At 35.9% G+C, this 25,141-nt stretch carries 25 protein-coding genes; 15 read left to right on the top strand and 10 right to left on the bottom strand.

Going from position 1 to position 25,141, the window contains the following annotated elements; genetic code table 11:
- Positions 1-261: 261 nt before the first annotated feature.
- The 9 genes from BD809_RS07865 (at position 262) to ribB (ending at position 8,347) form a co-directional block, all read left to right on the top strand.
- Positions 262-900, top strand: coding sequence for a peroxiredoxin (locus BD809_RS07865; RefSeq protein WP_148782428.1), 639 nt, complete (start codon positions 262-264; stop codon positions 898-900).
- A 62-nt stretch (positions 901-962) separates the two neighbouring features.
- The gene (locus BD809_RS07860; protein WP_148782427.1) at positions 963-1,277 is read left to right on the top strand and encodes a thioredoxin family protein; all 315 of its coding nucleotides are present in this window, start codon (positions 963-965) and stop codon (positions 1,275-1,277) included.
- Positions 1,258-1,515, top strand: a complete 258-nt coding sequence (locus BD809_RS07855; protein ID WP_148782426.1) for a DUF6952 family protein — start codon at positions 1,258-1,260, stop codon at positions 1,513-1,515. The genes BD809_RS07860 and BD809_RS07855 overlap by 20 nt, the downstream gene beginning before the upstream one ends.
- A gap of 107 nt (positions 1,516-1,622) precedes the next feature.
- Positions 1,623-2,123, top strand: a complete 501-nt coding sequence (gene tpx, locus BD809_RS07850; protein ID WP_148782425.1) for a thiol peroxidase — start codon at positions 1,623-1,625, stop codon at positions 2,121-2,123.
- A gap of 7 nt (positions 2,124-2,130) precedes the next feature.
- Entirely contained in the window at positions 2,131-2,499 is a 369-nt protein-coding gene (locus BD809_RS07845; RefSeq protein WP_148782424.1) for a diacylglycerol kinase, read from the top strand.
- A gap of 67 nt (positions 2,500-2,566) precedes the next feature.
- Positions 2,567-5,032 carry an FtsK/SpoIIIE family DNA translocase gene (locus BD809_RS07840; RefSeq protein WP_148782423.1) on the top strand — a complete coding sequence of 822 codons (2,466 nt, stop codon included), beginning with the start codon at positions 2,567-2,569 and terminating at the stop codon, positions 5,030-5,032.
- 32 nt (positions 5,033-5,064) lie between these two features.
- Positions 5,065-5,700 carry a LolA family protein gene (locus tag BD809_RS07835; RefSeq protein WP_148782422.1) on the top strand — a complete coding sequence of 212 codons (636 nt, stop codon included), beginning with the start codon at positions 5,065-5,067 and terminating at the stop codon, positions 5,698-5,700.
- A gap of 9 nt (positions 5,701-5,709) precedes the next feature.
- Entirely contained in the window at positions 5,710-7,149 is a 1,440-nt protein-coding gene (locus BD809_RS07830; RefSeq protein WP_148782421.1) for an LptF/LptG family permease, read from the top strand.
- A gap of 46 nt (positions 7,150-7,195) precedes the next feature.
- The gene (gene ribB, locus BD809_RS07825; protein WP_148782420.1) at positions 7,196-8,347 is read left to right on the top strand and encodes a 3,4-dihydroxy-2-butanone-4-phosphate synthase; all 1,152 of its coding nucleotides are present in this window, start codon (positions 7,196-7,198) and stop codon (positions 8,345-8,347) included.
- A gap of 79 nt (positions 8,348-8,426) precedes the next feature.
- Here ribB and BD809_RS07820 read toward each other — a convergent pair whose 3' ends face one another.
- Both BD809_RS07820 and BD809_RS07815 read right to left on the bottom strand, forming a co-directional pair.
- Entirely contained in the window at positions 8,427-9,617 is a 1,191-nt protein-coding gene (locus BD809_RS07820) for a DegT/DnrJ/EryC1/StrS family aminotransferase (RefSeq protein ID WP_148782419.1), read from the bottom strand.
- Positions 9,618-9,742: 125 nt separating this feature from the next.
- Complete coding sequence (locus BD809_RS07815; protein ID WP_148782418.1) at positions 9,743-10,384, bottom strand: NAD(P)H-dependent oxidoreductase; 642 nt, start codon at positions 10,382-10,384, stop codon at positions 9,743-9,745.
- A gap of 88 nt (positions 10,385-10,472) precedes the next feature.
- On the opposite strand from BD809_RS07815, the gene BD809_RS07810 reads away from it, so the two are divergent.
- Positions 10,473-10,862 (top strand): acyl-CoA thioesterase, encoded by a 390-nt coding sequence (locus tag BD809_RS07810; RefSeq protein WP_148782522.1) that lies wholly within the window; start codon positions 10,473-10,475, stop codon positions 10,860-10,862.
- Between the two features lie 71 nt (positions 10,863-10,933).
- Here BD809_RS07810 and nhaC read toward each other — a convergent pair whose 3' ends face one another.
- The 4 genes from nhaC to BD809_RS07790 form a co-directional block, all read right to left on the bottom strand.
- Positions 10,934-12,421: a Na+/H+ antiporter NhaC gene (gene nhaC, locus BD809_RS07805; protein WP_148782417.1), complete on the bottom strand. Its 1,488-nt coding sequence runs from the start codon at positions 12,419-12,421 to the stop codon at positions 10,934-10,936.
- 360 nt (positions 12,422-12,781) lie between these two features.
- A complete protein-coding gene (locus tag BD809_RS07800; RefSeq protein ID WP_148782416.1) occupies positions 12,782-13,363 on the bottom strand; it encodes a non-canonical purine NTP diphosphatase in 582 nt (193 codons plus the stop codon).
- Positions 13,364-13,394: 31 nt separating this feature from the next.
- Entirely contained in the window at positions 13,395-13,922 is a 528-nt protein-coding gene (locus BD809_RS07795) for a KdsC family phosphatase (RefSeq protein ID WP_148782415.1), read from the bottom strand.
- The gene (locus BD809_RS07790) at positions 13,906-14,670 is read right to left on the bottom strand and encodes a Rossmann-like and DUF2520 domain-containing protein (protein WP_148782414.1); all 765 of its coding nucleotides are present in this window, start codon (positions 14,668-14,670) and stop codon (positions 13,906-13,908) included. Before BD809_RS07790 ends, BD809_RS07795 begins: the two co-directional genes overlap by 17 nt.
- Before the next feature lie 138 nt (positions 14,671-14,808).
- On the opposite strand from BD809_RS07790, the gene ccsA reads away from it, so the two are divergent.
- A complete protein-coding gene (gene ccsA, locus BD809_RS07785) occupies positions 14,809-17,967 on the top strand; it encodes a cytochrome c biogenesis protein CcsA (protein ID WP_148782413.1) in 3,159 nt (1,052 codons plus the stop codon).
- A gap of 70 nt (positions 17,968-18,037) precedes the next feature.
- On the opposite strand, the gene BD809_RS07780 is transcribed toward ccsA, so the two are convergent.
- Positions 18,038-18,640: a hypothetical protein gene (locus tag BD809_RS07780; RefSeq protein WP_148782412.1), complete on the bottom strand. Its 603-nt coding sequence runs from the start codon at positions 18,638-18,640 to the stop codon at positions 18,038-18,040.
- Positions 18,641-18,879: 239 nt separating this feature from the next.
- Here BD809_RS07780 and BD809_RS07775 point away from each other — a divergent pair, with 239 nt between their 5' ends.
- Genes BD809_RS07775 through BD809_RS07760 form a run of 4 tightly spaced genes read left to right on the top strand, consistent with a single transcriptional unit; the run spans position 18,880 to position 21,940 of the window.
- Complete coding sequence (locus tag BD809_RS07775) at positions 18,880-19,662, top strand: MlaE family ABC transporter permease (protein ID WP_148782411.1); 783 nt, start codon at positions 18,880-18,882, stop codon at positions 19,660-19,662.
- Positions 19,659-20,408 (top strand): ABC transporter ATP-binding protein, encoded by a 750-nt coding sequence (locus tag BD809_RS07770; RefSeq protein WP_148782410.1) that lies wholly within the window; start codon positions 19,659-19,661, stop codon positions 20,406-20,408. Before BD809_RS07775 ends, BD809_RS07770 begins: the two co-directional genes overlap by 4 nt.
- An 8-nt stretch (positions 20,409-20,416) precedes the next feature.
- On the top strand, positions 20,417-21,400 hold the full coding sequence (locus BD809_RS07765) for an MlaD family protein (RefSeq protein WP_148782409.1): 984 nt from the start codon (positions 20,417-20,419) through the stop codon (positions 21,398-21,400).
- A 51-nt stretch (positions 21,401-21,451) separates the two neighbouring features.
- The gene (locus BD809_RS07760; protein WP_148782408.1) at positions 21,452-21,940 is read left to right on the top strand and encodes a hypothetical protein; all 489 of its coding nucleotides are present in this window, start codon (positions 21,452-21,454) and stop codon (positions 21,938-21,940) included.
- Positions 21,941-21,943: 3 nt separating this feature from the next.
- On the opposite strand, the gene BD809_RS07755 is transcribed toward BD809_RS07760, so the two are convergent.
- The 3 genes from BD809_RS07755 to BD809_RS07745 are packed head-to-tail and all read right to left on the bottom strand — an operon-like array spanning position 21,944 to position 24,977.
- Entirely contained in the window at positions 21,944-22,621 is a 678-nt protein-coding gene (locus tag BD809_RS07755; protein ID WP_148782407.1) for an ABC transporter ATP-binding protein, read from the bottom strand.
- Positions 22,622-22,630: 9 nt separating this feature from the next.
- Positions 22,631-23,890 (bottom strand): ABC transporter permease, encoded by a 1,260-nt coding sequence (locus BD809_RS07750; protein ID WP_148782406.1) that lies wholly within the window; start codon positions 23,888-23,890, stop codon positions 22,631-22,633.
- Position 23,891: 1 nt separating this feature from the next.
- Complete coding sequence (locus BD809_RS07745; protein ID WP_148782405.1) at positions 23,892-24,977, bottom strand: efflux RND transporter periplasmic adaptor subunit; 1,086 nt, start codon at positions 24,975-24,977, stop codon at positions 23,892-23,894.
- Between the last annotated feature and the right edge of the window lie 164 nt (positions 24,978-25,141).

The raw sequence follows: 25,141 nt of genomic DNA, 5'->3' as shown, positions 1-25,141 counted from the left end.
GTGGTTAAAAAGTTAATAATAATTAACGAAAATACAAAAATTGTGCTTACCATGTGATATTTCAAGAATTTAACCTTATATTTTCCGTATAAAAGTTACGGTAAAAAATGATATGAGTATTTTTCCTCCTTATGAACTTTGTGTTTATGATAGCTAAAACCTATTATCAAATAAAGAATAAAAATTAGTCTTTTTAACCACCTTCATATCTTAAGTTATATTTGCAGTGAAATAAACGTTCAATAACAAAAAAATATAACTATGACAATTGTAGGAAAAAAATTTCCAGATTTAAATGTTGATGCCATGAACGATATGGGAGACACTTTTAAATTAAATGTTTTGGAAGAAGCAAAAAATAATAATAAGAAAGTATTACTTTTTTGGTATCCAAAAGATTTCACTTTTGTTTGTCCAACAGAACTACACGCTTTCCAAGAAGCACTTAAAGAATTTGAAAAAAGAAATACTATCGTGATTGGAGCTTCTTGTGATACACCAGAAGTTCATTTTGCATGGTTAAATACTTCAAAAGACAATGGCGGTATTGAGGGGGTAACGTATCCAATTTTAGCAGATTCTAATCGTAACTTGGCAAATGCATTGGGTATCTTAGATATCACTGATGAAAAGTATAACGAAGAGACCGGATTAGTTACAGTAGAGGGAGATAACGTCACGTATAGAGCTACATATCTTATCGATGAAGAAGGAACAGTTTTTCATGAAGGTGTGAATCATATGCCTGTGGGACGAAATGTAAAAGAATTTATGAGATTGATAGATGCTTATGCTCACGTTCAAAAGAATGGGGAAGTATGTCCTGCTAACTGGGAAGAAGGAAAAGAGGCTATGTCTGCAAACAGAGATGGTGTTGCTTCTTATTTAGCTTCTAACTAAGATTATACAATTTTTTATCCCCTGCATCCTTTGATGTAGGGGTATTAATTAAATAAAATACTATGGTTCAAGAATTGAATGAAGATAATTTAAAAAATATTGTGAATGATAATGATACAGTTATTGTTCAATACTCTGCAACATGGTGTGGTAACTGTCGCATTATGAAGCCTAAGTTTAAGAAATTGGCCTCAGAATTGACTGACGCTACTTTTGTAATCGCTGATGCTGAAAAGTTTCCGGAATCCAGAAAAATGGCAACTGTTGACAACTTACCGACATTCGCGGTTTTTAAAAATGGAAGCTTTGTAAATCAAGCACAAACTAACAAATTTGACGTTTTAAAAGATTTAGTTCATGAAGTTACCAGTAATTAAACATCTTACGAACTTCATCGAAGAAAATGATGAAGATTATATTATAGAATCCATCGAAACCTTAGAGGCGCTCACAGAGATTCCTTCTCTAAAAGATGAGGAGCTGGATGTTATAGGAGAGCTAATCTCTAATATGTACGGAGCGCTAGAAGTAGATAAAATGATTAAAGAAGGAACCAGTAAAAAAGAAGCACTTAATTCCTTTATGAAAAGAGTTTTAGGAGCTATCGATGCATAGCTCTTTTTAACCTTCCTGCCAGGGAAGGTTTTTTATTTTTCCTCCGATTTAGCTTAAATACCACATAATCTTAGTAATTTTATCCTTTCAAAATAAAGTTTACTATCATGGCTACAATAACACTAAAAGGGAATACATTACAAACTGCGGGAGAACTTCCTGAGATCGGGTCCAAAGCTCCGGACTTCGAATTAGTTAAAAATGACTTGTCGACAGCTACTTTAAAAGATTTTGAAGGATTTAATTTAATTTTAAACATATTCCCTTCAGTGGATACAGGGATTTGTGCGGCATCAGTTCGAGAATTCAATAAACAAGCAGCTTCTTTAACAGATACCAAAGTGGTATGTATATCCAGAGATCTTCCATTTGCACAAGAACGATTTTGTGGGGCAGAAGGAATAGAAAATGTGATCAATCTTTCAGATTTTAGAACCGGAAAGTTTGGAAAAGATTATGAAGTAGAGATGACCAGCGGACCATTAAAAGCGCTGCATTCTCGTGCTATCGTAGTGCTGGATAAGGAAGGTACCGTACGCTACACAGAGCAGGTGCCAGAAATTGTACAGGAACCGGACTACACTGCGGCATTAAATGCTTTGAAATAAAACGCTTATGAGTGGAATTTTTAAATTTTTATCCGGTCGTATTCGGGGTGGCGGTTATGCCCTAAAAGGAGCATTTCTCTTGTTAAAAACAGAAGCAAGTATACAGGTTCAGGTGTCAATTGCTCTGATCGTAACTTTTATGGGTTTTTATCTGGAAATATCAAAGATAGATTGGATGTTACAAATTTTTGCTATTGGTCTGGTACTTAGTATAGAAGCGATAAATACTGCAATTGAGGCGATAGCAGACTTTATTCATCCCGATTTTCATAATAAGATTGGATTTATTAAAGACATAGCTGCAGGGGCTGTATTTTTTGCTGCAATTGCTGCTTTTATAATCGGATTAATGATCTATATTCCCTATTTCAACTAGAAAATTTTTTTAGCATTTCTACGTTCCTATATAGATATTCGTACTTTTGCGATAATACTCCCAAATAATGGCCAAAAAGAAAACAACCACTAAAAAGAAAGCAACTAAGAATCCTACAGCTAAAACAAAAAAAAACTTATCCTTAAGCAGGCAGCAAAAGGTAATTATCGGTTCTTTTTTGTTCTTTCTGGGAATCGCTTTGTTCTTTGCTTTTATTTCTTTCTTTTTTAACTGGAAAATTGATCAAAGTGAAATTGCACAGTTCTCCAAGAGATCTGCAATTGCCAAAAATTGGCTCAGTAAGTTTGGGGCTTCAGTCAGTCACTTTTTTATTTTTAGAGGGTTTGGTGTAGCCGCACTGTTTATACCTGTGCTCACCTCACTGACCGGAGTTTATTTGTTTTTTGATCTTAACAAAAAGCGCTTGGCAGGATTTTGGTTTTGGGGTACCTTAGTCATGCTTTGGATCTCCATAGTTCTAGGCTTTATTAAACAAGAAGGTGGTTTGCTCGCCGGAGTTATTGGCTATGAGATAAATGATTTTCTAAGGGATTATGTCGGGTTTATAGGTACTGTATTAATTCTCACTTTTTTTGCTATAATTTATGTAGTTGTACGATTGCGTTATACTCCCGAGAAAATTGCAGCTTCCATACAACAAGCACAGCAGACAGTTGCCACTAATGCTACTGATCAAACGTCTCAAAGTACCACCAAGAATGGAAAACATACCACTGTTGAGTCTCCTGTTGTAACGACTATAGCTAAAGATCCTATAAATGCTAAAATCACAAATATAGAAGAGGATACGACAACTACCTTAGAAAGTACTAAAGATCTTTCTACAACTAATGTATTGAATGATTTATACACCAAGGATTCTGAACGCACTTCTACGGATGATTCAATGCAAAAACTGGTCATCAAATCCAACGATGATCCTGAAGATCTTGAAATGGAGGTCGAAAGTGTGGTTGAAGAAGAACTTTCAGAAAATCTAAGTGATAAACTTGTGAAAGATTTTGGAGAGTTTGATCCTACTTTAGAATTAGGAAATTATCAATATCCATCTATTTCATTGCTTAAGGATTATACGGGTCAAACCGGGGGAATAACAATTGATCAGGGGGAACTGGAAGAGAATAAGAATCGAATCGTTGAAACCCTTAAGAACTATAAAATTGAAATTGCTCAGATTAAAGCAACCGTTGGACCTACTGTTACGTTGTATGAAATTGTACCGGAAGCAGGAGTACGAATTTCGAAAATTAAAAATCTTGAAGATGATATAGCTTTATCGCTGGCAGCTCTTGGGATTCGTATTATTGCTCCTATACCGGGTAAAGGAACCATTGGTATCGAAGTACCTAATAAGAAATCGACGATTGTATCTATGCGTTCGGCTATATCTTCATCAAAGTTTCAGAATGCAGAGATGGAACTACCATTGTCATTGGGTAAAACCATTTCCAACGAAACCTTTGTAGTAGATTTAGCTAAAATGCCACACCTTTTAATGGCAGGGGCTACCGGGCAAGGTAAATCGGTTGGTTTAAATGCTATTTTGACGTCTCTATTATATAAAAAGCACCCGGCTGAAGTCAAATTTGTACTGGTGGATCCTAAAAAAGTAGAATTAACGCTGTTCAATAAAATAGAACGCCATTATTTAGCCAAACTACCGGATACTGAGGAGGCTATAATCACAGATAATACGAAGGTTATCAATACCCTCAATTCTTTGTGTATTGAGATGGATGCACGATATGATTTATTGAAGCTCGCGATGGTACGTAATATTAAAGAATATAACGTCAAGTTCAGAGCTCGTAAATTAAATCCTGAGAATGGTCATAAATTCTTGCCGTATATTGTGTTGGTTGTGGATGAGTTTGCTGATTTGATTATGACCGCTGGTAAGGAGGTAGAAACACCAATAGCACGTCTGGCACAACTAGCTAGAGCTATTGGGATACACTTAATAATTGCGACACAACGACCGTCGGTGAATGTAATTACTGGAATGATCAAGGCGAACTTTCCAGCGAGAATAGCTTTTAGGGTGACATCAAAGATAGATTCTCGTACAATTTTGGACACCGGAGGTGCAGATCAATTGATAGGAAGAGGGGATATGTTATACACTCAGGGTAATGATTTAATACGTATTCAATGCGCATTTGTAGATACCCCCGAAGTAGAACGTATTACAGATTTTATAGGAAGCCAAAAAGCATATCCGGATGCATATATGTTGCCGGAGTATTCTGGAGAGGAAAGTGGCACAGGTCTTGATATAGATGTTAGCGAACGCGATAAGTTGTTTAATGAAGCGGCCGAGGTTATTGTGACTGCACAACAGGGTTCTGCTTCTTTGTTACAAAGAAAACTTAAATTGGGTTACAACAGAGCTGGTAGAATTATTGATCAATTGGAAGCTGCAGGTATTGTAGGTCCTTTTGAAGGGAGTAAAGCGAGGCAAGTGCTAGTAACTGATTTGGTTTCTTTAAAACAACTATTGGATGGTGAATAATTAATAAAATCGACCGAAAATAAAATCATAAAATGAAAAAATTAGTAGTATTTCTATTATTTGTAGTTGGAGTAAATGCGATGCAAGCGCAAGAAGCTAAATCGTTATTGGATCAGGTGTCGCAAAAAGTAAAAAGTTATGACAATATTGTTATTGGTTTTAAATACGCTTTGAGCAATCCTAGAGAAAATGTTTCTCAGGAAACAAGAGGGGATGTAACGATAAAAGGGAATCAGTATGTTCTTAATTTAATGGGAACTAAACAAATGTATGATGGTAAAAAATTACATTTAATAGTACCTGAAGATGAAGAGATTAGTATCTCTAATCAGAATGAAGAAGATGAGAGTAGTATTACTCCTTCCAAAATGCTTACCTTTTATGAAGATGGTTATCGTTATGATATGGACAATGTTCAGGATATCAACGGACGTAAAATTCAATTCATTAAATTAGTTCCTATAGATTCTAATAGTGAATTAAAAGAAATTTTACTTGGTATAGATAAAGAAACAAAGCATATTTACAAAATGATTCAGACGCAGCATAATGGTACGAATGTAACTTTTACAGTGAATAGTTTTAAGACCAATCAGCCGCTCTCAAAAACCTTATTCGTTTTTGATGAATCAAAGTATGATAATTATTATATAAACCGTTTAGATTAATCACTTCCATTGAAAATCTTAGATCGATATATTCTTACTACATTTTTAAAAACGTTTTTTCCGCTTTTTCTAATTATCATGTTTATTCTTTTGCTGCAAACGATCTGGTTGTTTATATCAGAGTTAGCGGGTAAAGATTTAGATCTCAGTGTTATTTTGAAATTTTTAATGTTGGCGTCTCCTCGGTTAATTCCTATGGTACTACCGCTAACCATATTGCTGAGTTCGATAATGATATTTGGGAATTTTGCTGAGAATTATGAATTCGCAGCTATGAAATCTTCTGGGATTTCACTTAAAAGGGCGATGCGAACCTTATCCGTTTTTATTGTATTAGTGGGTATTGGTGCATTTTTCTTTTCAAACACAGTTATTCCTGCATCCGAAAGGAAATTTATTAATCTTCGTAAAAATATTGTACAGGTAAAGCCCGCCATGGTGATAACGGCGAACCAATTTAATGATCTTGGGGATTTCAATATCAAGGTTGCAGAGAAATACGGTGATAACGATCAATATCTGAGAGATGTAATTATACATTTAAAAGATGATAAACCGGGTAACTTTGTAGTAATCAAAGCAAACGATGGGGAGTTGAAAGGGAGTACCGAATCCGATCTCGTTACACTTGTTCTCAAGGACGGTAACTATTATAACGAAGTACAGCCGACCTCCAGGGAAAATAAGAGAAAATTACCTTTTGCTAAAGTTCAGTTTGAAGAATACGTTTTGAATATTGATCTATCAGAATTAGGAACGGTTGACATGAATGCTCAAAATTATAGAAAAGGGCATAATATGCTCAATGTTGGAGATTTGAGAGCAGAAATTGATACGCTTTCTACCAAAGTGGACAATGAAATGATATCCGCTCGTAGCGAAGTATCAAGGCGTAATGGAGTTGATGATCTTAGTAAAAACCTGGAAAAAGACAGTATTAAAAAATTTACACCGGATAGATTAAATCTTCTCTCGTTATTCAATACCCGAGAAAAGATGCAAATCGCTAGTTTAGCACACTCTAATGTTGACGGGGTTTTGAGAAGATTGAATAGCGTAGAAAACAGTCTTAAGGTTAAGCGAAAATATTTAAACAAATATGAAATGTCCTTGCATGATAAATATGCCTTGGGAATTGCTTGCGTGTTGCTCTTTTTTGTAGGAGCACCTCTGGGAGCCATTATACGCAAAGGAGGATTAGGACTTCCTATCGTTATAGGGGTAACCTTATTTCTTACCTATCATTTTATCGGAGTTTTTGCAAAAAATAGTGCTGAAGAAGGTGGGATTCCACCATTTGTGGGATCATGGTTATCTACCTTTATAATTTTCCCGTTAAGTATTTTCTTAACCTATAAAGCGACAACGGATCAGCAAATATTTAATATGGATATTTTTATCCAGCCGATAAAGAAAATATTTACAAAAAGAAGTACTAAATTCAAATAATTCGAGAGTTTAGGTATCTTTGCCAAGAATACATAAGATAAAAAGTATGTCTCAAACTACTGAAAGTAAGCCCAAATTGAAACTGAATACTATACAAGAAGCCATTGATGATATCCGTCAAGGTAAAGTTATTATAGTGGTCGATGATGAAGATCGGGAGAATGAAGGGGATTTTTTGGCAGCAGCCGAAAAAGTGACACCAGAAATGATCAATTTTATGGCAACACATGGTAGGGGACTTATTTGTGCTCCGTTAACTGAAAAACGTTGCGAAGAGCTGAAGTTGAATATGATGGTTGGTAATAACACGGATCCTTTAGAAACGGCTTTTACAATATCAGTTGATTTGAAAGGAGAAGGAGTAACAACAGGTATTTCTGCAAGCGATCGTGCAAAAACGGTGAATGCTTTAACAAATCCTAACACAAAACCTCATGAACTTGCCAGACCAGGTCATATTTTTCCTTTAAAAGCAAAACAAGGAGGCGTGTTACGTCGTACAGGTCATACAGAAGCTGCTATAGATTTTGCCAGACTGGCAGGACTCAAGCCTGCTGGTGTGATTGTCGAAATTATGAATGAAGATGGTACCATGGCAAGACTGCCACAATTGGTTGAAGTAGCAAGAAAATTTGATATTAAACTTGTTTCTATCGAGGATTTGGTAGCTTATAGGATGCAACATGATTCTCTAATTGAGAAAAAAGAAGATTTTGATATAGTAACGCGTTTTGGAGAATATCGTCTCAGAGCTTATAAGCAAACTACTAATAATCAAATCCATATAGCATTGACCAAAGGGCAGTGGGCTGATAATGAACCTGTATTAACACGGGTGAACTCTACCTTGTTCAATAATGATATCTTAGGTACATTGACTAATAATGCAGATAAGCGCTTGGATGCGATGTTTCAGCGTATCAATAACGAAGGCAAGGGGGTTATCATTTTTATTAATCAGGAAAGTCAATCCCTCAACCTGCTTAATCGTCTGAAAGACCTCAAGGAATTACAAAACGGGAAAGAGGTAGTGAAAGCTCCTGCAATTATAATGGATAGTAAGGATTTTGGTATCGGCGCTCAAATATTGCATGACTTAAATGTACACAAGCTTCGCTTGGTCTCTAACTCAGTACAACAAAAAAGAGTTGGAATGATAGGCTATGGTTTAGAAATAATGGAATATGTAACGTATTAACCATATTCAAATAGTATAAAAAAATGCGTGATTCTTGTAATAGAATCACGCATTTTTATTTATAGTATATATTTGTTCTTTACAAAACACTTTGAATGGCTGATACCATGCGTTCAGCTCTTTCCTGAACCTCTTCTGGAGACCATCCAACCTTTATTAGGCATGAAACTGTTCGTCCCATCCAGGCATCACTCTCCTCGAAGCTTCTGTTATTGTCTTTGAGACGTTTGTTTATTGTATCAGAGAATCGGACCAACGTACTCGGATTCAACAAATGCTCCCATTTTTTGTAATAATGCCAGTTGTTATCGTACCAATAGAAACACGCATCAACCCCATGACTTCCCAAAGCTTTATGTGCTTTTCTAGCTAAATCTTCAGTGGGTAAGAAAATATTCAAAAAAGCGTAGCTTTCTTCTCCTTTTAAAGGAACTTTTCTAAAAGTCACTTCAGGAATAGTGGTTAGAGCGTCACGTAAAACTGTATAAGTTCTTTTCTGTTTTGCTAAGGTTTCATCCAATTTTCTCAATTGTGCGATACCAACAGCAGCATTTAATTCTGATAAGCGATAATTGTACCCTAAGAATGGATGCGATTCAGCTCCACGATCATTACCAATGTGATCATGTCCGTGATCCTGATATTTATGTGCACGCTCAGCATACTCTTTAGAATTAGTAATGAGACCTCCGCCTTCACCACAGGTTATGGTTTTTACATAATCAAAACTAAAACACCCTAGATCTCCTATACTTCCCAGTGGCTTATTATCATAGGTACCTCCAATGGCCTGACAAGCATCTTCTAATAATATAAGGTCGTGCGTATCACAAATTTCTCGAAGGGCATCAAGATCTGCCATAGAGCCACACATGTGTACAGGCATAATAACCTTAGTATTTTTAGTGATAGCCGCTTCTACTGCTTCAGGTTTTAGTGTTAATGTATCATCTATATCACATAAGATAGGAATAGCACCTACGGATAAGACAGCCTCAAAACTAGCTACAAATGTGAATGTAGGTACAATAACTTCGTCACCATGACCAACACCCGCGCTGGCCAATGCAACTGTTAACGCAGCGGTTCCGCTTGATACAACTTGAGCATAATCTGACTCCATTCTTTTAGCTAAAGCTTGTTCTAGCTCCAGCGCTTTATGATGACCATTACGCATGCCATCAAAACCATAACGCATTAAGACACCATTGTCTAATACATCTTGTACCTCTTTTTTTTCTTCTGCTCCAAATAATTCAAATCCTGGCATCCAGTTTTGTTTTAAAAGTGATTATAGTATAATCCGTATATATAGTGTACGGTATTGCTATTGGCAAAAATACCTAAAAGAAGGTGATTCATTCCAATTTATATTGTTTTTTGAATATTGAAAACTTAGTTATCAGCATTGTGGTAGATCACGGTTTCTCCCATATTACGTCTTACTTTTTGTAGCTTAGAAAACATGTCATCTTCCGCTCGATAACCTACCGGTAAGACGAGTACCGAAGAAAGATCATTTTCGCTTAAATTTAAAATTTCATCGTACTTCTCAGGAATAAAGCCTTCCATGGGGCATGCGTCTATTTGTTCTGTAGCGCATACAGTTAGTAAATTTCCCATAGCGAGGTAAGCTTGCTTGGCTGCCCAATTTGTAATATCTTCTTTTGGCTTATCCTTAAAAGAGGTTATTAATTGTTGCTTAAAAGGATCCAGAATTGTGTCATCTGTATTACGGATGGCTTTTACATTCTCAAAATGCTTAGTTATAAAAGTTTCTGCTACACGTTTTTCAATACACAAAATAAGTAGATGTGATGCATCGGCAACCTGATGTTGATTCCATGAATGCTTGGTTAATTCCTGTTGTAGCTTTTTATTTTGGATAATAACTAACCGAAGCGGTTGTAGACCATAGGAGGTAGCCGTAAGATTAAAGGCTTGTGCCAAAATATCAATTTTTTCATTTGGAAGTAGTCGAGAAGGATCAAACTTTTTAGTTGCATAGCGCCATTGGAGACTCTCAATAATATTCATGTATTCTTTTTTAATAGATAGTACAAATATAAGAGGATAAAAGTACCTTTGACATTATACTTTATAATATAAACCAATACGTACCATGATGTCATCTATTACAGAACTTATTGAAACCTCAGAGACTCGTATTTTTAAAGCTGTTTTTCCAAATACTACTAATCATTATGAAACTTTATTCGGTGGAACAGCCTTGCAACTTATGGACGAAGTTTCTTTTATTTGTGCAACCCGTTTTAGCAGAAAAAAAGTAGTTACGATCTCAAGTGATAAAATTGATTTTGAAAAACCAATTCCGGCAGGATCCATTATAGAGCTAGTGGCAAAAGTAAGTGAAGTCGGACGAACAAGTTGCTTGGTTAAAGTTGATATTTATAAGGAAGATATGTATACTTATGATCGAGAAATAGCCGTTTCGGGAAACTTCAAGTTTGTAGCAATTGACCACGATAAAAAGCCTATTCCTATTTTGGATTAAGAGCTTGAGACATAGTTTTCAAGTTTTCCCATTCTGAATTTTTTAAAACTATGACCTTTAAATGCCAGAATCTAATTTGAAGTAACTAACTTCCTTATTTTTATACTAAAGGCCGCAAAGAAAAGGGTCATAAAGGGACTCAGCCAATTAAAGATGGCATATACAAAGTATTCTGCAACCGGCACGCCCAATACACCACTTTGGTAGGCACCGCAAGTGTTATATGGAATCAATACCGAAGTTACCGTACCCGAATCTTCCAAAGTTCGACTAAGATTTTCGGGTGCAAGACCTTTATCTTTAAATGCTTTGGCATACATTCTGCCAGGTACTACAATAGCCAAATATTGATCAGAAGCAGTGGCGTTAAGCACCACACAGCTTAAAGCAGTACTTGCAAATAACCCAAAGATAGAATCAAATAAGCTAAGCAAAGCCTTGCTGATACGGGCAAGTGCTCCTATAGCATCCATGACTCCACCAAAAACCATAGCGCACACTATCAACCATATTGTGCCCAACATCCCTGCCATTCCGCCAGAAGCAAAAAGATCATTTAACTGAGTGCTTGAAGTTTCTACCGCTGTATCAACGGTTATAGCTTTCATTACTCCGATATAAGCCGCATTAAAATCTAATACTTTACTACCGGCAATATTCATAACAATATCGGGTTGAGCAATAATAGCAGCTATCGCTCCTAGAAGTGTTCCCGCAAGCAATGCTATTAATGGGGGTGTTTTTTTTATGATCAATAATATAACCAGCGCAGGTACCAAAAATAGCCACGGAGTAATAGTGAACGCACTATCAATTGCTGCAAGCTGACCACTGATCTCCGGTGCTCCCGTGGTAGTTATAGTAAACCCAATGATCGTAAAAACAATAAGTGTAATTGTAACAGTTGGGATGGTAGTGTACATCATATATTTTATATGAGTAAACAAATCAGCACCAGCCATGGCAGGAGCTAAATTTGTGGTATCAGACAAGGGGGACATCTTATCACCGAAATAGGCTCCGGAAATTACAGCTCCCGCAGTCATACCTAATGAAATTCCTAAAGTATCACCAATACCGATCAATGCAATACCTACCGTAGCCGAGGTGGTCCATGAACTCCCGGTCGCAATAGAAATTATGGCACATATTACCACACAAGCTGCCAAAAAAATAGTAGGGTTTAAAATTTGTAAGCCGTAATAGATCATTGTTGGTATGATTCCACTAATTAACCAAGTTCCGGCAAGGGATCCTACCATTAACAAAATCAGAAGTGCGCTGGAAGTAGATTTTATATTTTTTGCGATTTCCTCCATCATTGTGCTATAAGAAACCTTATTAAAAAATCCCACTATAGCTGCTACCGCTGCTCCCAGAAGTAAAATAAACTGATTACTTCCACTTAGTGCATCATCACCAAAGGCAAATGCTACGTTATAAAATAACATACCCACCAATATGATAATTGGGAGTATGGCTTCCCAAATACTTAATTCTCTATTTTCAATAATTTCATCATTTTCTGGGGCACTAGAAGAATTAGCTTGACTTTTCATGAATGTGTTTAGAAATTTTACGACGTAATGTTACAATAATCTTGAAAAGTATGCAACGAAACTATAAGCTTAGCCGTATTTTTTTTTGAGCAAATGGAAGATAAAAAAACAATAAAAACACTTTATCGATCAATATTGCTTTTCATCGGCTTTTGAACAATTCATTGCTTTTCATTTTTAATATTTTGTGTATAACAAAAGTATATTTGATCAAAGAAAAAGTAAGAGAGATATTGTAGTTGTTTTTTAATTGTTTGTTTGAATTTTTTTTGCCTACAAGTTTACATTATTAATTACCCCGAAACGAAAAAGCCTCAGCCCCAGAGGCTTTTTTTATTTGCTGAGAAAGTAAAATATAAATTATGACAAATCTTCTTCTATAAAGGTAAGTAGCTTCTGCATAGCTTTTGCCCGATGGCTTATTTTGTTTTTTAAGGAAGCGGGTAGTTCGGCAAACGTTTCCTTGTATCCTTTAGGAATAAAAATAGGATCATACCCAAAGCCCTGATCGCCTTTTGGATCTTGGTTAATTGAACCTTCACAGATACCAGTAAAGGTGTGTGTAGTTTCTCCAAGCTGTAACGCAATTACAGTTTTAAAACGCGCGGATCGATCTGATATACTGTTGAGATTAGTGAGGACCTTAGCTATATTGGCTTTAGAATCCCTAGCTGAGCCGGCATAACGAGCAGAATATACACCTGGTTCATTGTTTAGTGCTATTATCTCTAAACCTGTATCATCGGCAAAACAATCATACCCATACTGTTCTTTAACATAGGTTGCTTTTTGAACGGCATTTTCTTCAATAGTTGGTGAAGTTTCAGGAATATCTTCATCACATCCAATATCCTTTAAACTTACAATAGTAATGGAATCCGGAACAATAGACTGAATATCTTTTAACTTATTTGGGTTATTGGTGGCAAAAACAATTTTCATAGGTAGCAGTAAAATTAATTATGTTTGATCATTAATCATATTTGGCATCAAATTGATTCATCCATTTGCCTTGTACTTTTAACACCTGCTCAATTACATCACGTACACATCCTTTACCTCCTTTTTTATTCGATACATATTTAGATATGGCCTTGATTTCTGGAACCGCATCTTGCGGACAAGTTGGTAAACCAATCATTTCCATTACCGGTAAATCGGGAATATCATCGCCCATATACAGGACGTTTTCGGCTTTAATATTGTAGATATCCATATATTCATCCAGCTGATCCACTTTATGGTGCGCACCAAGGTAAATATCCGTAATTCCTAAACCTCTTAGACGTTGTCTAACCCCTTCATTGGTACCGCCTGATATAACGCAAACATTAAATCCATTTTGAACTGCTGTTTTTAAGGCATATCCATCTTTGATATTCATTGTTCGTAACAATTGTCCATCAGTGTGAACTACGACATTGCCATTAGTTAACACCCCGTCTACATCAAAAATAAACGTTGTAATATGTTGTAAATATTCTTTATAACTCTTCTCCATGTGTATTTTGAATAGATTTAGTAAAATTTTCGTAAAGCGCTTTATACAATGGGTTTGTCAAAGCTTCTAATTGTTTTCGTATGGTAGCCTGGTCATAACGTCTGGCCGGACCGGTTTGTGCCTCTAATGGCGAAGTCGAAACTATCTTAGCCGATGTTTCCTGTATCAAAGGTTGTAATATTTCAAAGGGAACCTGATGCTGATCACAAATTTCTTTTCCAATTTGGTACAAGTGATTGGTAAAATTATTTACAAATACCGCTGCTAGATGAATGGTCTTACGCTGCGCTGATGTGATGGCATATACGTGTTGTGATAAACCTTCAGCCAATTGTTGAAGTATGTAATAATCGTCTTCTTGTTCCGCTTCTAAACACATGGGAATGGTTGTAAAATCCACAGGCTTATTGATACTGAAACTCTGTAACGGATACAGTACTCCTTTGCGATGCTTGTCATGAATTGCATTCATAGCTACACTACCAGAGGTATGTACAACTAAGCGATTCTCAAATTGTAAATTTTCCGAAACATCTGATATAGCAGTGTCGCTTACTGCGATAATATATAGATCAGCCTCTTTTATTTTTGAAAAATCAGAGGTCACAACTCCGGGTTCCTGATTAGGATGGAGCAACATCCCGCGTCTGTTGTAGCATTGAATCACAGTAAATGTATTCATAGCTTGTATGGCTTCATATAAATGAACAGCCACATTACCAGAACCAAGAAGTATTACCCGTATCATTCCGCAAAAATAAGGAAGTTAAAACAAATTGTCACCTTAGAAAACGAGTTCTGTTAAAAGCGAATATATACTATAGGTTCATGGCTTAAAATCTTCTTAAAATCATTAAATTTGCCGAGCTAAAAAAGAAAATAGATTATGCAAAATAGATTGCTTAGTATTTTGTTCTCCACACGTATAATGGCCCTTTTGTTTATAGTATTTGCAGTTTCTATGGGGGTAGGAACTTTCTTAGAAGATGATTATGGAACTACAGCTGCGCGTATTTGGGTGTATAACACCTGGTGGTTTGAAGCTATAATGGCTTTTTTTGTTATTAACTTTTGCGGAAATATCGTACGCTATAAATTATATAAAAGAGAAAAATGGGCAACACTTTTGCTTCACTTATCCTTTATTTTGATTCTTTTAGGTGCTTTTGTCACCAGATATATCAGTTATGAAGGCGTTATGCCAATTAGAGAAGGGGAGACCACGTCTACATTTTTATCAGAAAAAACATATTTAACCGTTTTTATGGATGGTGAAATTAATGGAGAACCGAGAAGACGCGTTGTTTCTGAAGATTTAGAGTTAGCTGAGGCGACCAAGAATGATTTTACTATTGAGACAGATTATAATCAACAAGAGGTCATTATTGATTACAAAAATTTTGTAAACGGTGCTGAGTTAGGACTTGTTCCATCAGACGAAGGAACTGAGTATCTTAAGATTGTTGAAGCCGGAGATGGTAATCGGCATGACCATTTTCTAGAAGCCGGTGAAGTATCCAACATTCATAATGTACTAATTGCTTTTAATAAGCCTACCGAGGGTGCTATTAATATCACCTATGAGAATGATGAGTATTTTATTGATTCTCCATTTGATGGAACTTACATGCGTATGGCAGATCAATTACAAGGAACTTTGACTAAAGGTGAAAAGCAACCGTTGATGTTACGTTCCTTATATCAAACTGCCGGAATGCAGTTCGTGATTCCGGATCCCGTAATTAAAGGTGTGTATGATATTGTACCTACTGAGGAGAAAGAGAAAGGACAACAAGACGCACTTACTATTGCCGTCACAACGAATGGTGAGACCAGAGAAGTTAAGTTGTTAGGGGGTAAGGGTTATGCAAATGATATGGAAAAAATTTCTTTGGGCGGTCTTGAGATGTATTTTAGTTATGGTTCAAAACGTCTAGAATTACCTTTCGCATTAAAACTCAATGATTTTATTGCAGAAAAATATCCTGGAACTGAAAAAGTTTATAAATCGTACAAGAGTAAAGTAGAAATTGTTGAAGGTAACAGCTCAACTCCCTATGACATTTATATGAATCATATTTTGGACCACAAAGGGTACCGCTTTTTTCAGGCGTCTTTTGATCCTGATGAAAAAGGAACTATTCTTTCAGTAAATCACGATTTCTGGGGAACCTATATTACCTATGCAGGGTATATGCTTTTATACCTTGGCATGATGTTGATTTTATTTACGAAAGGTTCCCGTTTTAAAGATTTGGATGGAATGCTTTCTAAGGTGAAAAATAAAAAGAAAAGGTTAACCGTTTTATTGGCCCTACTATGTACTGGTTTTTCTTTTGCTCAGACAGAACCTGGGCATGTAGCGGGTCCGTTGCAAACCTTACCAAGCAAAGCTGAGTTGGATTCTGTTATAAAAGCTAATTTGGTACCTAAAGAACACGCAGCAAAATTCGGAAGCATAGTAATTCAGGATGAGCGCGGACGTATGAAGCCTGTAAACACCTTTTCTTCAGAACTGCTTAGAAAATTGAGTAAAAATGATACATATGAAGGGCTGAATGCAGATCAGGTGTTTGTTTCGATGCTTGAAAATCCATTTATATGGTACAGTGTGCCTATTATTGAAATACAAAAAGAGAATGATAGTATTCGTAAAATTCTAGGCGTACCCAAAACAGAACGTAGAATTTCGCTGATAGATTTATTTGAGCCGGATGGTTCGTATAAATTAGATCCTTATTTGGAAGCTGCCAGTACTACAAATACACCTTCTAGTTTTGATAAGGACTTCTTAAAAACACATGAAAAATTTTACTTATTGAATCAAGCCCTGGGTGGCGGAATTCTGCGGGTTTTTCCGATTCCAAATGATGAGAATAAGAAATGGGTTTCGGTACCAGAGCTTAATGAGGCAGGATTTAAAGGTATGGATTCTGTTTATACCCGTCAAATACTTGCAATTTATCGTCAGTCGTTGCAAGAGGCACGTGCCACGGGAGATTATAGCAAACCCGATCAATATGTAGAAAGTATCAAAAGCTTTCAACAAAAATTTGGTGCTGATATCCTTCCTTCTGATAATAAAATCAAAACTGAAATAGCACTTAATAAATATGATATTTTTCGTTCCCTATATAAATATTATGGGGTCGTTGGTTTGTTATTGATGGTTTTTGTGATTGTGAGAATTTTTAAGGATAAAAAAGCAATACGTGGTATAATCTACGGAGTCATAGGGCTTACTATTTTGCTTTTTGCTTTACATACAGCAGGTCTAATTATGCGATGGTATGTATCGGGTCACGCTCCCTGGAGTGATGCATATGAGTCCATGATTTATGTGGCATGGGCAACATTGGCACTGGGATTAGCATTTGGTCGAAAAAGTAACCTTACAATTGCAGCAACTACCTTTGTAGCAGCGATCATATTATTTTTTGCACACCAAAACTGGACAGATCCGGCGATCGCTAATTTGCAGCCTGTTTTGGATTCATATTGGGTACTCATTCATGTTTCTATAATTGTAGCCAGCTATGGTCCCTTCTTTGTTGGAGCAATTTTGGGAATACTTGCACTGATATTGATAATCTTGACAACCAAGTCCAATAAAAAGAAAATGGATCTCAATATTAGAGAAATCACTATTATTAATGAAATGGCTTTAACCATTGGTTTAGTGATGCTTACTATCGGTAATTTCTTAGGCGGTATGTGGGCTAATGAAAGTTGGGGTCGTTATTGGGGATGGGATCCTAAAGAAACGTGGGCACTAATTAGTATTATGGTATATGCTTTTGTTATTCACATGCGACTGGTTCCCGGATTACGAAGTAAGTGGTGGTACAATTTTGCCTCTATATTGGCTGTTTATAGTATTCTGATGACTTATTTTGGAGTTAACTTTTATCTAAAAGGGTTGCATTCGTATGCTAGTGGTGATAAGGTAATCACTCCAAGCTCAGTATATTATTCTATTTTGTTTTTAGTAATCCTTGGTGGCGTTTCCTTTTGGCGATACCGTCTGCATTCAAAGAAAATATAATCAAGAAAAGTTTTTATAAAAAAGTCGGTTGTACCTTAATACAACCGACTTTTTAATTTCAACTTATTTCTTATTTTGCCTTTTTCTTAATATGTGATGCAAAGGTTTTAGCTAGTTTTGCATAACTCTCAGAGATTCTATACCCCGAGTTAAAATCGTATCCCATAGCTCCGTTACCTAGTGCTTTTATATAATCAGTTTTATATAAAATTTTATCAGGATTGTCATTCGCATATACGCTTATGGTAGCATTTAACTTTGCTGGTTGACGCATTACACCAACATTGTAGCCGGGGTAAATCCAAGTTGTTTTAATTTTAATGGTATGGGTTGCTTCAGCTAAGTTTTTGTCGGCTTTCATCTCATCAGCGTCAAACCGTTTATTAAAAGATTCAATGAATTTTGGCTCATAGCGATTTTCACGATCGGCAAACCAATTTTTCTTAAATTCTTCTCCTTTGCCGGCCTCTTTCTCTTCTCGCTTACCCATCTTATCTTCAAGAAACTCTTCTTCAGTATCAAATTTATCAACTTTGAGATTTTCATAATCGAAAACCAAATTATAAGCTGTAATTCCTTTGAGGTTTTTAATACTTCCTTCTTTGTCCTTTCTTTTTTGAGCAGAAGCAATTGTGGTTGTGAGTACTAAGACTAGAATAACTAATTTTTTCATAAATTAAAAGTTTAGATTGTTAGGCTAAAGATATTTATATTTTTTAAATATCAACTTTAAAGAAGAACTTTCTCTTTTCTATTATTTCAAGATTTCGGTGTCCGGTTGAAAGTCAGACAAGGGAACTGATGATTTTTATCATAGTTCATCAACGTGCTTATCTTTAGTTTTAGATGCTTTAAGTATGGTAAAACGATAAATGACTGGGTCGTGTAGACATTTAAGGAACTCAAGAGATCATGGCATATTCGCAAGAGGTATTAGCTCGTTTTAGAAACTTTTTTATCGAAATAGGAGAACTTTCTTTCTTTGCACACCGTTATTTCAAAGAAGTCTTTTCACCGCCTTTCGAATTTAAAGAGCTATTAAGACAATGCTATCAAATTGGAAATAAATCATTGTTACTGGTTGGGGTAACAGGGTTTATACTGGGGCTGGTATTTACCTTACAGTCTCGTCCGACATTAATGCAATTCGGAGCAGAGTCCTGGATGCCATCTATGGTAAGTATATCGATAGTGCGAGAGATAGGTCCTGTGATTACTGCATTAATTTGTGCAGGTAGAATAGGTTCCGGAATTGGAGCAGAATTGGGTTCCATGCGAGTAACAGAACAGATTGATGCGATGGAGGTTTCGGGGACTAATCCATTCAAATATTTAGTGATTACCAGAATAACGGCCGCTACTCTAATGTTACCGATTCTTGTAATTTTTGGAGATGCGATCGCTTTGATAGGTTCAGCCATAGTCGAGAACCTAAAAGGTGCAGTATCTTATCAATTATACTTTGGTAAAGTTTTTAATGCTTTACACTTTAACGACCTTATACCAGCCACGATCAAAACATTTTTTTTCGGCTTTGCCATTGGTCTTGTGGGGTGTTATAAAGGATATTTTTGTAAAAAAGGAACCGTTGGGGTAGGTGAAGCCTCAAACGCGGCAGTAGTTTATAGTTCTATGCTCTTATTCATAATAGATTTTATCGCTGTTTTTGTGACCGATATATTTTTTGAAATATGAAACACGAAATAAATACAGATCCGGTCTTACAAATAGATAGTCTGGTGAAAAGCTTTGGTAACAATAGGGTATTGAATGGTTTTAACTTGAAATTGTATGAGGGTGAGAACTTGGTAGTCATGGGAAAATCGGGATCAGGAAAATCGGTAATGATCAAGTGCCTGGTTGGTTTGATGCACGCAGATAGTGGTACAATAACTATCAGGGGCAAAGATATAACCATGATGAGACCACAAGAATTAGATATATTGAGAACAGAGATAGGGTTTTTGTTTCAAGGTAGTGCCTTATATGATTCTATGACAGTTCGAGAGAATTTGGAGTTTCCTCTGAGACGACATAAGGAGCGATTGAGAATAAGAGAATCAAACATAAATTTAGTTAAAGAAGCGCTGGAGAATGTGGGCTTATCGGAGGCAATTGATTTAATGCCTGCTGAACTTTCTGGTGGAATGAAACGTAGAGTGGCACTCGCCAGAGCCTTGATATTAAAACCAAAGATTATTCTTTATGACGAACCTACGACAGGACTGGACCCGATAACTGCCAAAGAAATTATAGAGCTCATGAGAACTATTCAGAAAAAATACAGTACTTCATCGTTGATTATTACCCATGATGTGGATTGTGCGCGTGTAATTTCTAACAAGATAATTTTATTGATCAACGGCGTAAACTATATCGAGGGTACTTACAAACAATTGGTGCAGTCTACAGATCCTTTGGTAAAAGCATTTTTTAAATAATCATTGATATGAGTGGCATAAAAAATAGTAGTTCTCAAAATTTTAGACTTGGTGTTTTTGTTGTTTTAGGCACCCTTATTCTGATATCAGCGTTGTATTTTATAGGAAAACGACAAAATCTATTTAGTAATACTATCACATTGTACGCGGAGTTTAAAAACTTAAATGGTTTGCAACTAGGTAATAATGTACGACATGCCGGTATTAATGTAGGGGTTGTCAATAAAATTTTAATGATTAATGATTCCAGAATTGTCGTAGGAATGTCAATCCAAGAAGATTTGAGCCAACACATTAAACAAAACGCAATTGCTACGATTGGATCTGATGGGTTGGTGGGTAATATGCTCATCAATATTATTCCGCAATCGGGAGATGGAACAATAGTAAAAAGCGGCGATACCATTCGTACCTATAGTAGAATAGGTGCAGATGATATGCTAACTACACTGAATGTTACTAATGAAAACGCTGCCCTTCTTACCGCCGATTTATTGAAGTTAACCACTAAGATATTGAATGGTAAAGGAACGTTGGGTATGCTTATCAACGACTCCTTAGTTGCTAAAGATCTCAAAAAAACAATGAATAATCTTAAATTAGCTAGTGCTCAGGCATCTCAGGTTTTAAGAGAAACCAATGCTGCGTTCAAGACGATCCAAAGCAACAACTCAGTAATAAATACGATTGCATTTGATACAGTATCAGGTACGCAAATTAAAAATTTGTTAGCTAATCTGGACGAATCCAGCATGAAGATAAAGCAAATGAGTACAGATCTTACTAATTATTTTGAGCAGCTAAAAGACGCGGATGGTGTACTTAATTACCTAACAAACGATGCTTCAGTAGTTCGGTCCATTGATTCAACATTATTCTATATCAAGGAAGGAACTTATAAGTTTAATCAAAGCATGGAAGCTTTGCAGCATAATTTTCTTTTGAGAGGTTATTTTAAAAAGCAAGAGCGGTTAAAAGAAAAAAAAGAATAATTGAGGACCTATATTCTTATTGATTATTATTTATAAATACTACAGATTATTATGAAAATCGAACATCTAGAAGAACGCGTGAACGATTATAAGGAATCGATACGTACGGTTGTAGAAAAGAAGACTGTGTGGAAACAAACAACAAAAAAGCTAATTCATAGCATTTTAACGACAATTGAAAATCAATATCCGATAGGATGGGAGGTACAAGAACTTAGTTGGATTGGCAATAACGAAGCAGTAAATATTAATTTTTATGCTTTTCCGCCAGAACTGATTGACTGTACCAATCAAATTCCGGCATATCAATTTATTGGAGGTAGCGCGTTAGTCTTTTCACAAATGCATAATGGAGATGTATATATTTTTATTATGTTTCCTCTAGTCGAAAGTTCAAGTCAGGAAAGTAATATTCAAGAACTTGGTGTTTTTAAACCTACCGATATTTCAGAAAAACTGATCGTTGAAAAGGTAGATGAATTTTTAAAAGAAATGATTCAATGGGAAGTGCCTTCACTCAAAAACCGTATTGGTTTTTGAGTTTTAACTATGAATGATTCTCCCATCCTCCATCTCAATAATGCGATCTGTCTTATCCGCAAAATCTTTGTCGTGTGTAACCACCAATAATGATAAGCCTTGGTCATCACAAAGCTGTCTGAAAATATTGAACACATTTTCAGAATTATGACTATCCAGATTCCCCGTGGGCTCGTCACCCATAATGATAGCAGGATCATTTATTAGAGCACGTGCAATCGCTACCCGTTGTTTTTCTCCTCCGGATATTCTTGAGGCTTTTTTGTCAGCCAATGTATGGATATCTAAAATTCTTAACTTTTCCATAGCATAGGCTTTAATCTCAGGTAGCGATTTTTCTCCAAGTTTTTTGGCAGGCAGTATCACATTTTCTAAAACTGAAAACTCTGAAAGTAAATAATGAAACTGAAATACAAAGCCGATATGTTTATTTCTAATGCGTGAAAGGATATCTCGTTTTTGTCCCGTAATTAATTCATTATTCAAGAACAGTTGACCTTGATAGTCCGTATCCATAGTAGATAAAATATAGAGCAATGTAGACTTGCCACAGCCTGATTTACCCATTATCGAAGCGAACTCACCTTCTTTTATTTTAAAATTAATGTCCTTCAACACATGAAAAGATACAGGCTTTTCGAAATATTTATTGATATTTTTTGCTTCTAAGACTGGATTCATGGGAGTAAGTTATTGACCTCTGATAATTTGAACGGGATCTATTTTATTTGCTTTTTGGGAGGGAAGGTATCCGGCTAGAAAAGTCGAAAGCATGGCAAAAGTAATCCCGATCACATAAAACCAGATGTTATGGTTGATAGGATAGGTAGTAACCGTAGGAAGCGCTTCGGTATTAAATGGAATTCGATCAATTATTGACGAGAGTACGTACCCGATCAGGAGCCCTAAAAAACCTCCGACAAGTCCGATGATGATAGCCTGACTCATAAATATCATCTGAACGTCTTTTCCCGAGAAGCCGGTGGCTTTAAGAATCGCAATGTCATTCATCTTCTCATAAATCAACATATTTAAAATATTATAAATACCAAAACCGGCAACAATTAATAGTGTAATGGAGACTGCGTAGGTTATCAGATTTCGTATCGTTGTACCCGTTTCAAATTGAGCATTTGCGGTGGTTATATCAATAGCTTTCAAATTAAATTGAGCTTCAATACGTTGTGCCATGGGTATAGCTTCTGCAAGATCATAAAGTTTTACATTGATATCAGTAATATAATTTTCGGCTTCCCCCAAAATACGTTGTATCGTTTTTAATTTTACAAAACTCTGTATATTGTCGATGTCAGCGATACCACTTTGAAACATTCCAACAATTTTTAATGGAAAAATATCGCCTTTTATTGTACTCACCAAGACTCGATCCCCAATATCCAAAGACATTTTATCTGCAATACCCGCTCCTAATAGAATACCATTGTCTGTATTTTGCAAATCCAGGGTAGTTCCATTAATTATATAATCTTCAAAATTAAACAGACGAGCTTCTTCCAAAACTTTAATGCCCGTCAAATTACCTCCTAATTCTATAGACCCTGCCATGTAAAAAATCTGAGTTTTTATTTGAGGAGTGGCACCTCTGACTTTCGCGTCGTTATTAAGATATATTAATAAGGGGAGTGCATTGTGAATTTTTTTTTGGCTTTGTTTTGGTTTGATAGAGTGCACCATATTCAAAGAACTCTCAATTTTAGTATACAGATCGATGGGTTGGTTTTTTGAAGGTTCAATTTCGTTGAAAATATGAATATGCGGAGTTTGGTTGAGAATTAGATCATCAAGCATACTATTGAGTCCTGTCATAAAACATACCAAGGTGATATACGCACCTATACCAAAGGTAACACCTAAAGCAGCGGTGGCCGTTTGTTTAATTTTGGTCACCAGATGAGTCTTTGCTATATGTAGGATTACCGTCCAGTTCATTTTAATCTGGTTTATAGATTTGCGTAGTTTCTTCCAATCCTGATACTATTTCGACATATTCCATATTTTCTATTCCTTTCACTATCTTAATTTCTCCATTTTCAGTGCTGACTCGCTGGTTTTCTATAAGATATTCTTTAGGAATATAGAGACTATTATCTTTGGAAGCGATAATAATATTTGCCTCTCCTGACAATCCCGGGTATAATATTTCAGGATGGTTTTTAAAATATGCTTCCACCGTAAAGGTTTGATTTCGTTGATCTTTTTTAGGATAGATTTTATGTACGCTGGCTTCAAATACCTTTTGATTATACGCATCTAGAGTAACAAGGACGCTCTGGCCTTTTTTAATTTTAACGATATCAACTTCGTCCACCAGCATTTCGAGAACAAATACCGTTGCGTTACCGATTGTGGCAAGTGGTTCCATTGTATTCACGAGTTCTCCTGGGTTTTTATATGTTGCATAGACTTTACCGTCAATTTTACTTACTATCGTATGATCTTTTAGTAAAACAGTAGCATTCTCATATAAATTTTTGGATTGTTTAACCTGTGTACTCAGTTCATTTTTTGTTTGCTGATATTTTGTTTTTAATTGTTTAAGGGTATTAGATGAGAGTTGATAGGTTAAATACTTTGTATCATATTCAATTTTGGAACCAATACTTTGATTCCATAAGTTCTTTTGTCTGTAATAATTGATAGAATCGTTATTGATCTTTAAGGTTGCAGCTTCTATTTCATTTTTTAGTGTTTTAAGTAACTGTGCGTTTCCCTGATAATTTTCTTTAGCTAATTGATACGTTAAGGCTGCGTTCTCGGCATTGAGCCTTGGTGCGGTGTTGGTTATTTTTAGTATAGCTTCATTTTTGGATACCAGATCGCCTTCCTCAACCAAATTTGCGTCTAGTATTCCCTGAACAGTAGCATACGCCTGATAGAGACTGTCTGGTTGTACAGTTACCGATGAATATACTGATTCTGTAATGAGACCTCTAGACGGAAATATAGCCTCCTTTTTATGGGCACACGATAGGTGAAGATTCAGCAAGAGGAAGAATATACAGAAGGTTCTGTTCATGTTTTTTATTTATTATTTAATTTGACAAGGATGCATTATACTTCCTTGCCTTTTAGCATTTTATTCCGTACCAGAAGGGAAGGATATATTTTCTTATAATCCAGAGTCTCCAGTGCTCTTTGGAGGAATCTTTAATAAAAAGCCGTTTCAATTTAGGATCCGGA

It is taken from the genome of Aquimarina intermedia (assembly GCF_008124785.1).
GTDB lineage: Bacteria > Bacteroidota > Bacteroidia > Flavobacteriales > Flavobacteriaceae > Aquimarina > Aquimarina intermedia.
This window is presented reverse-complemented; position numbering and strand designations above follow the sequence as displayed.

Excerpts from the sequence above, each read along its gene's own strand:
- BD809_RS07865 (WP_148782428.1), top strand. The coding sequence starts at position 262 with ATGACAATTGTAGGAAAAAAATTTCCAGATTTAAATGTTGATGCCATG.
- BD809_RS07860 (WP_148782427.1), top strand. The coding sequence starts at position 963 with ATGGTTCAAGAATTGAATGAAGATAATTTAAAAAATATTGTGAATGAT.
- BD809_RS07855 (WP_148782426.1), top strand. The coding sequence starts at position 1,258 with ATGAAGTTACCAGTAATTAAACATCTTACGAACTTCATCGAAGAAAAT.
- tpx (WP_148782425.1), top strand. The coding sequence starts at position 1,623 with ATGGCTACAATAACACTAAAAGGGAATACATTACAAACTGCGGGAGAA.
- BD809_RS07845 (WP_148782424.1), top strand. The coding sequence starts at position 2,131 with ATGAGTGGAATTTTTAAATTTTTATCCGGTCGTATTCGGGGTGGCGGT.
- BD809_RS07840 (WP_148782423.1), top strand. The coding sequence starts at position 2,567 with ATGGCCAAAAAGAAAACAACCACTAAAAAGAAAGCAACTAAGAATCCT.
- BD809_RS07835 (WP_148782422.1), top strand. The coding sequence starts at position 5,065 with ATGAAAAAATTAGTAGTATTTCTATTATTTGTAGTTGGAGTAAATGCG.
- ribB (WP_148782420.1), top strand. The coding sequence starts at position 7,196 with ATGTCTCAAACTACTGAAAGTAAGCCCAAATTGAAACTGAATACTATA.
- BD809_RS07820 (WP_148782419.1), bottom strand. The coding sequence starts at position 9,617 with ATGCCAGGATTTGAATTATTTGGAGCAGAAGAAAAAAAAGAGGTACAA.
- BD809_RS07815 (WP_148782418.1), bottom strand. The coding sequence starts at position 10,384 with ATGAATATTATTGAGAGTCTCCAATGGCGCTATGCAACTAAAAAGTTT.
- BD809_RS07810 (WP_148782522.1), top strand. The coding sequence starts at position 10,473 with ATGTCATCTATTACAGAACTTATTGAAACCTCAGAGACTCGTATTTTT.
- nhaC (WP_148782417.1), bottom strand. The coding sequence starts at position 12,421 with ATGAAAAGTCAAGCTAATTCTTCTAGTGCCCCAGAAAATGATGAAATT.
- BD809_RS07800 (WP_148782416.1), bottom strand. The coding sequence starts at position 13,363 with ATGAAAATTGTTTTTGCCACCAATAACCCAAATAAGTTAAAAGATATT.
- BD809_RS07795 (WP_148782415.1), bottom strand. The coding sequence starts at position 13,922 with ATGGAGAAGAGTTATAAAGAATATTTACAACATATTACAACGTTTATT.
- BD809_RS07790 (WP_148782414.1), bottom strand. The coding sequence starts at position 14,670 with ATGATACGGGTAATACTTCTTGGTTCTGGTAATGTGGCTGTTCATTTA.
- ccsA (WP_148782413.1), top strand. The coding sequence starts at position 14,809 with ATGCAAAATAGATTGCTTAGTATTTTGTTCTCCACACGTATAATGGCC.
- BD809_RS07780 (WP_148782412.1), bottom strand. The coding sequence starts at position 18,640 with ATGAAAAAATTAGTTATTCTAGTCTTAGTACTCACAACCACAATTGCT.
- BD809_RS07775 (WP_148782411.1), top strand. The coding sequence starts at position 18,880 with ATGGCATATTCGCAAGAGGTATTAGCTCGTTTTAGAAACTTTTTTATC.
- BD809_RS07770 (WP_148782410.1), top strand. The coding sequence starts at position 19,659 with ATGAAACACGAAATAAATACAGATCCGGTCTTACAAATAGATAGTCTG.
- BD809_RS07765 (WP_148782409.1), top strand. The coding sequence starts at position 20,417 with ATGAGTGGCATAAAAAATAGTAGTTCTCAAAATTTTAGACTTGGTGTT.
- BD809_RS07760 (WP_148782408.1), top strand. The coding sequence starts at position 21,452 with ATGAAAATCGAACATCTAGAAGAACGCGTGAACGATTATAAGGAATCG.
- BD809_RS07755 (WP_148782407.1), bottom strand. The coding sequence starts at position 22,621 with ATGAATCCAGTCTTAGAAGCAAAAAATATCAATAAATATTTCGAAAAG.
- BD809_RS07750 (WP_148782406.1), bottom strand. The coding sequence starts at position 23,890 with ATGAACTGGACGGTAATCCTACATATAGCAAAGACTCATCTGGTGACC.
- BD809_RS07745 (WP_148782405.1), bottom strand. The coding sequence starts at position 24,977 with ATGAACAGAACCTTCTGTATATTCTTCCTCTTGCTGAATCTTCACCTA.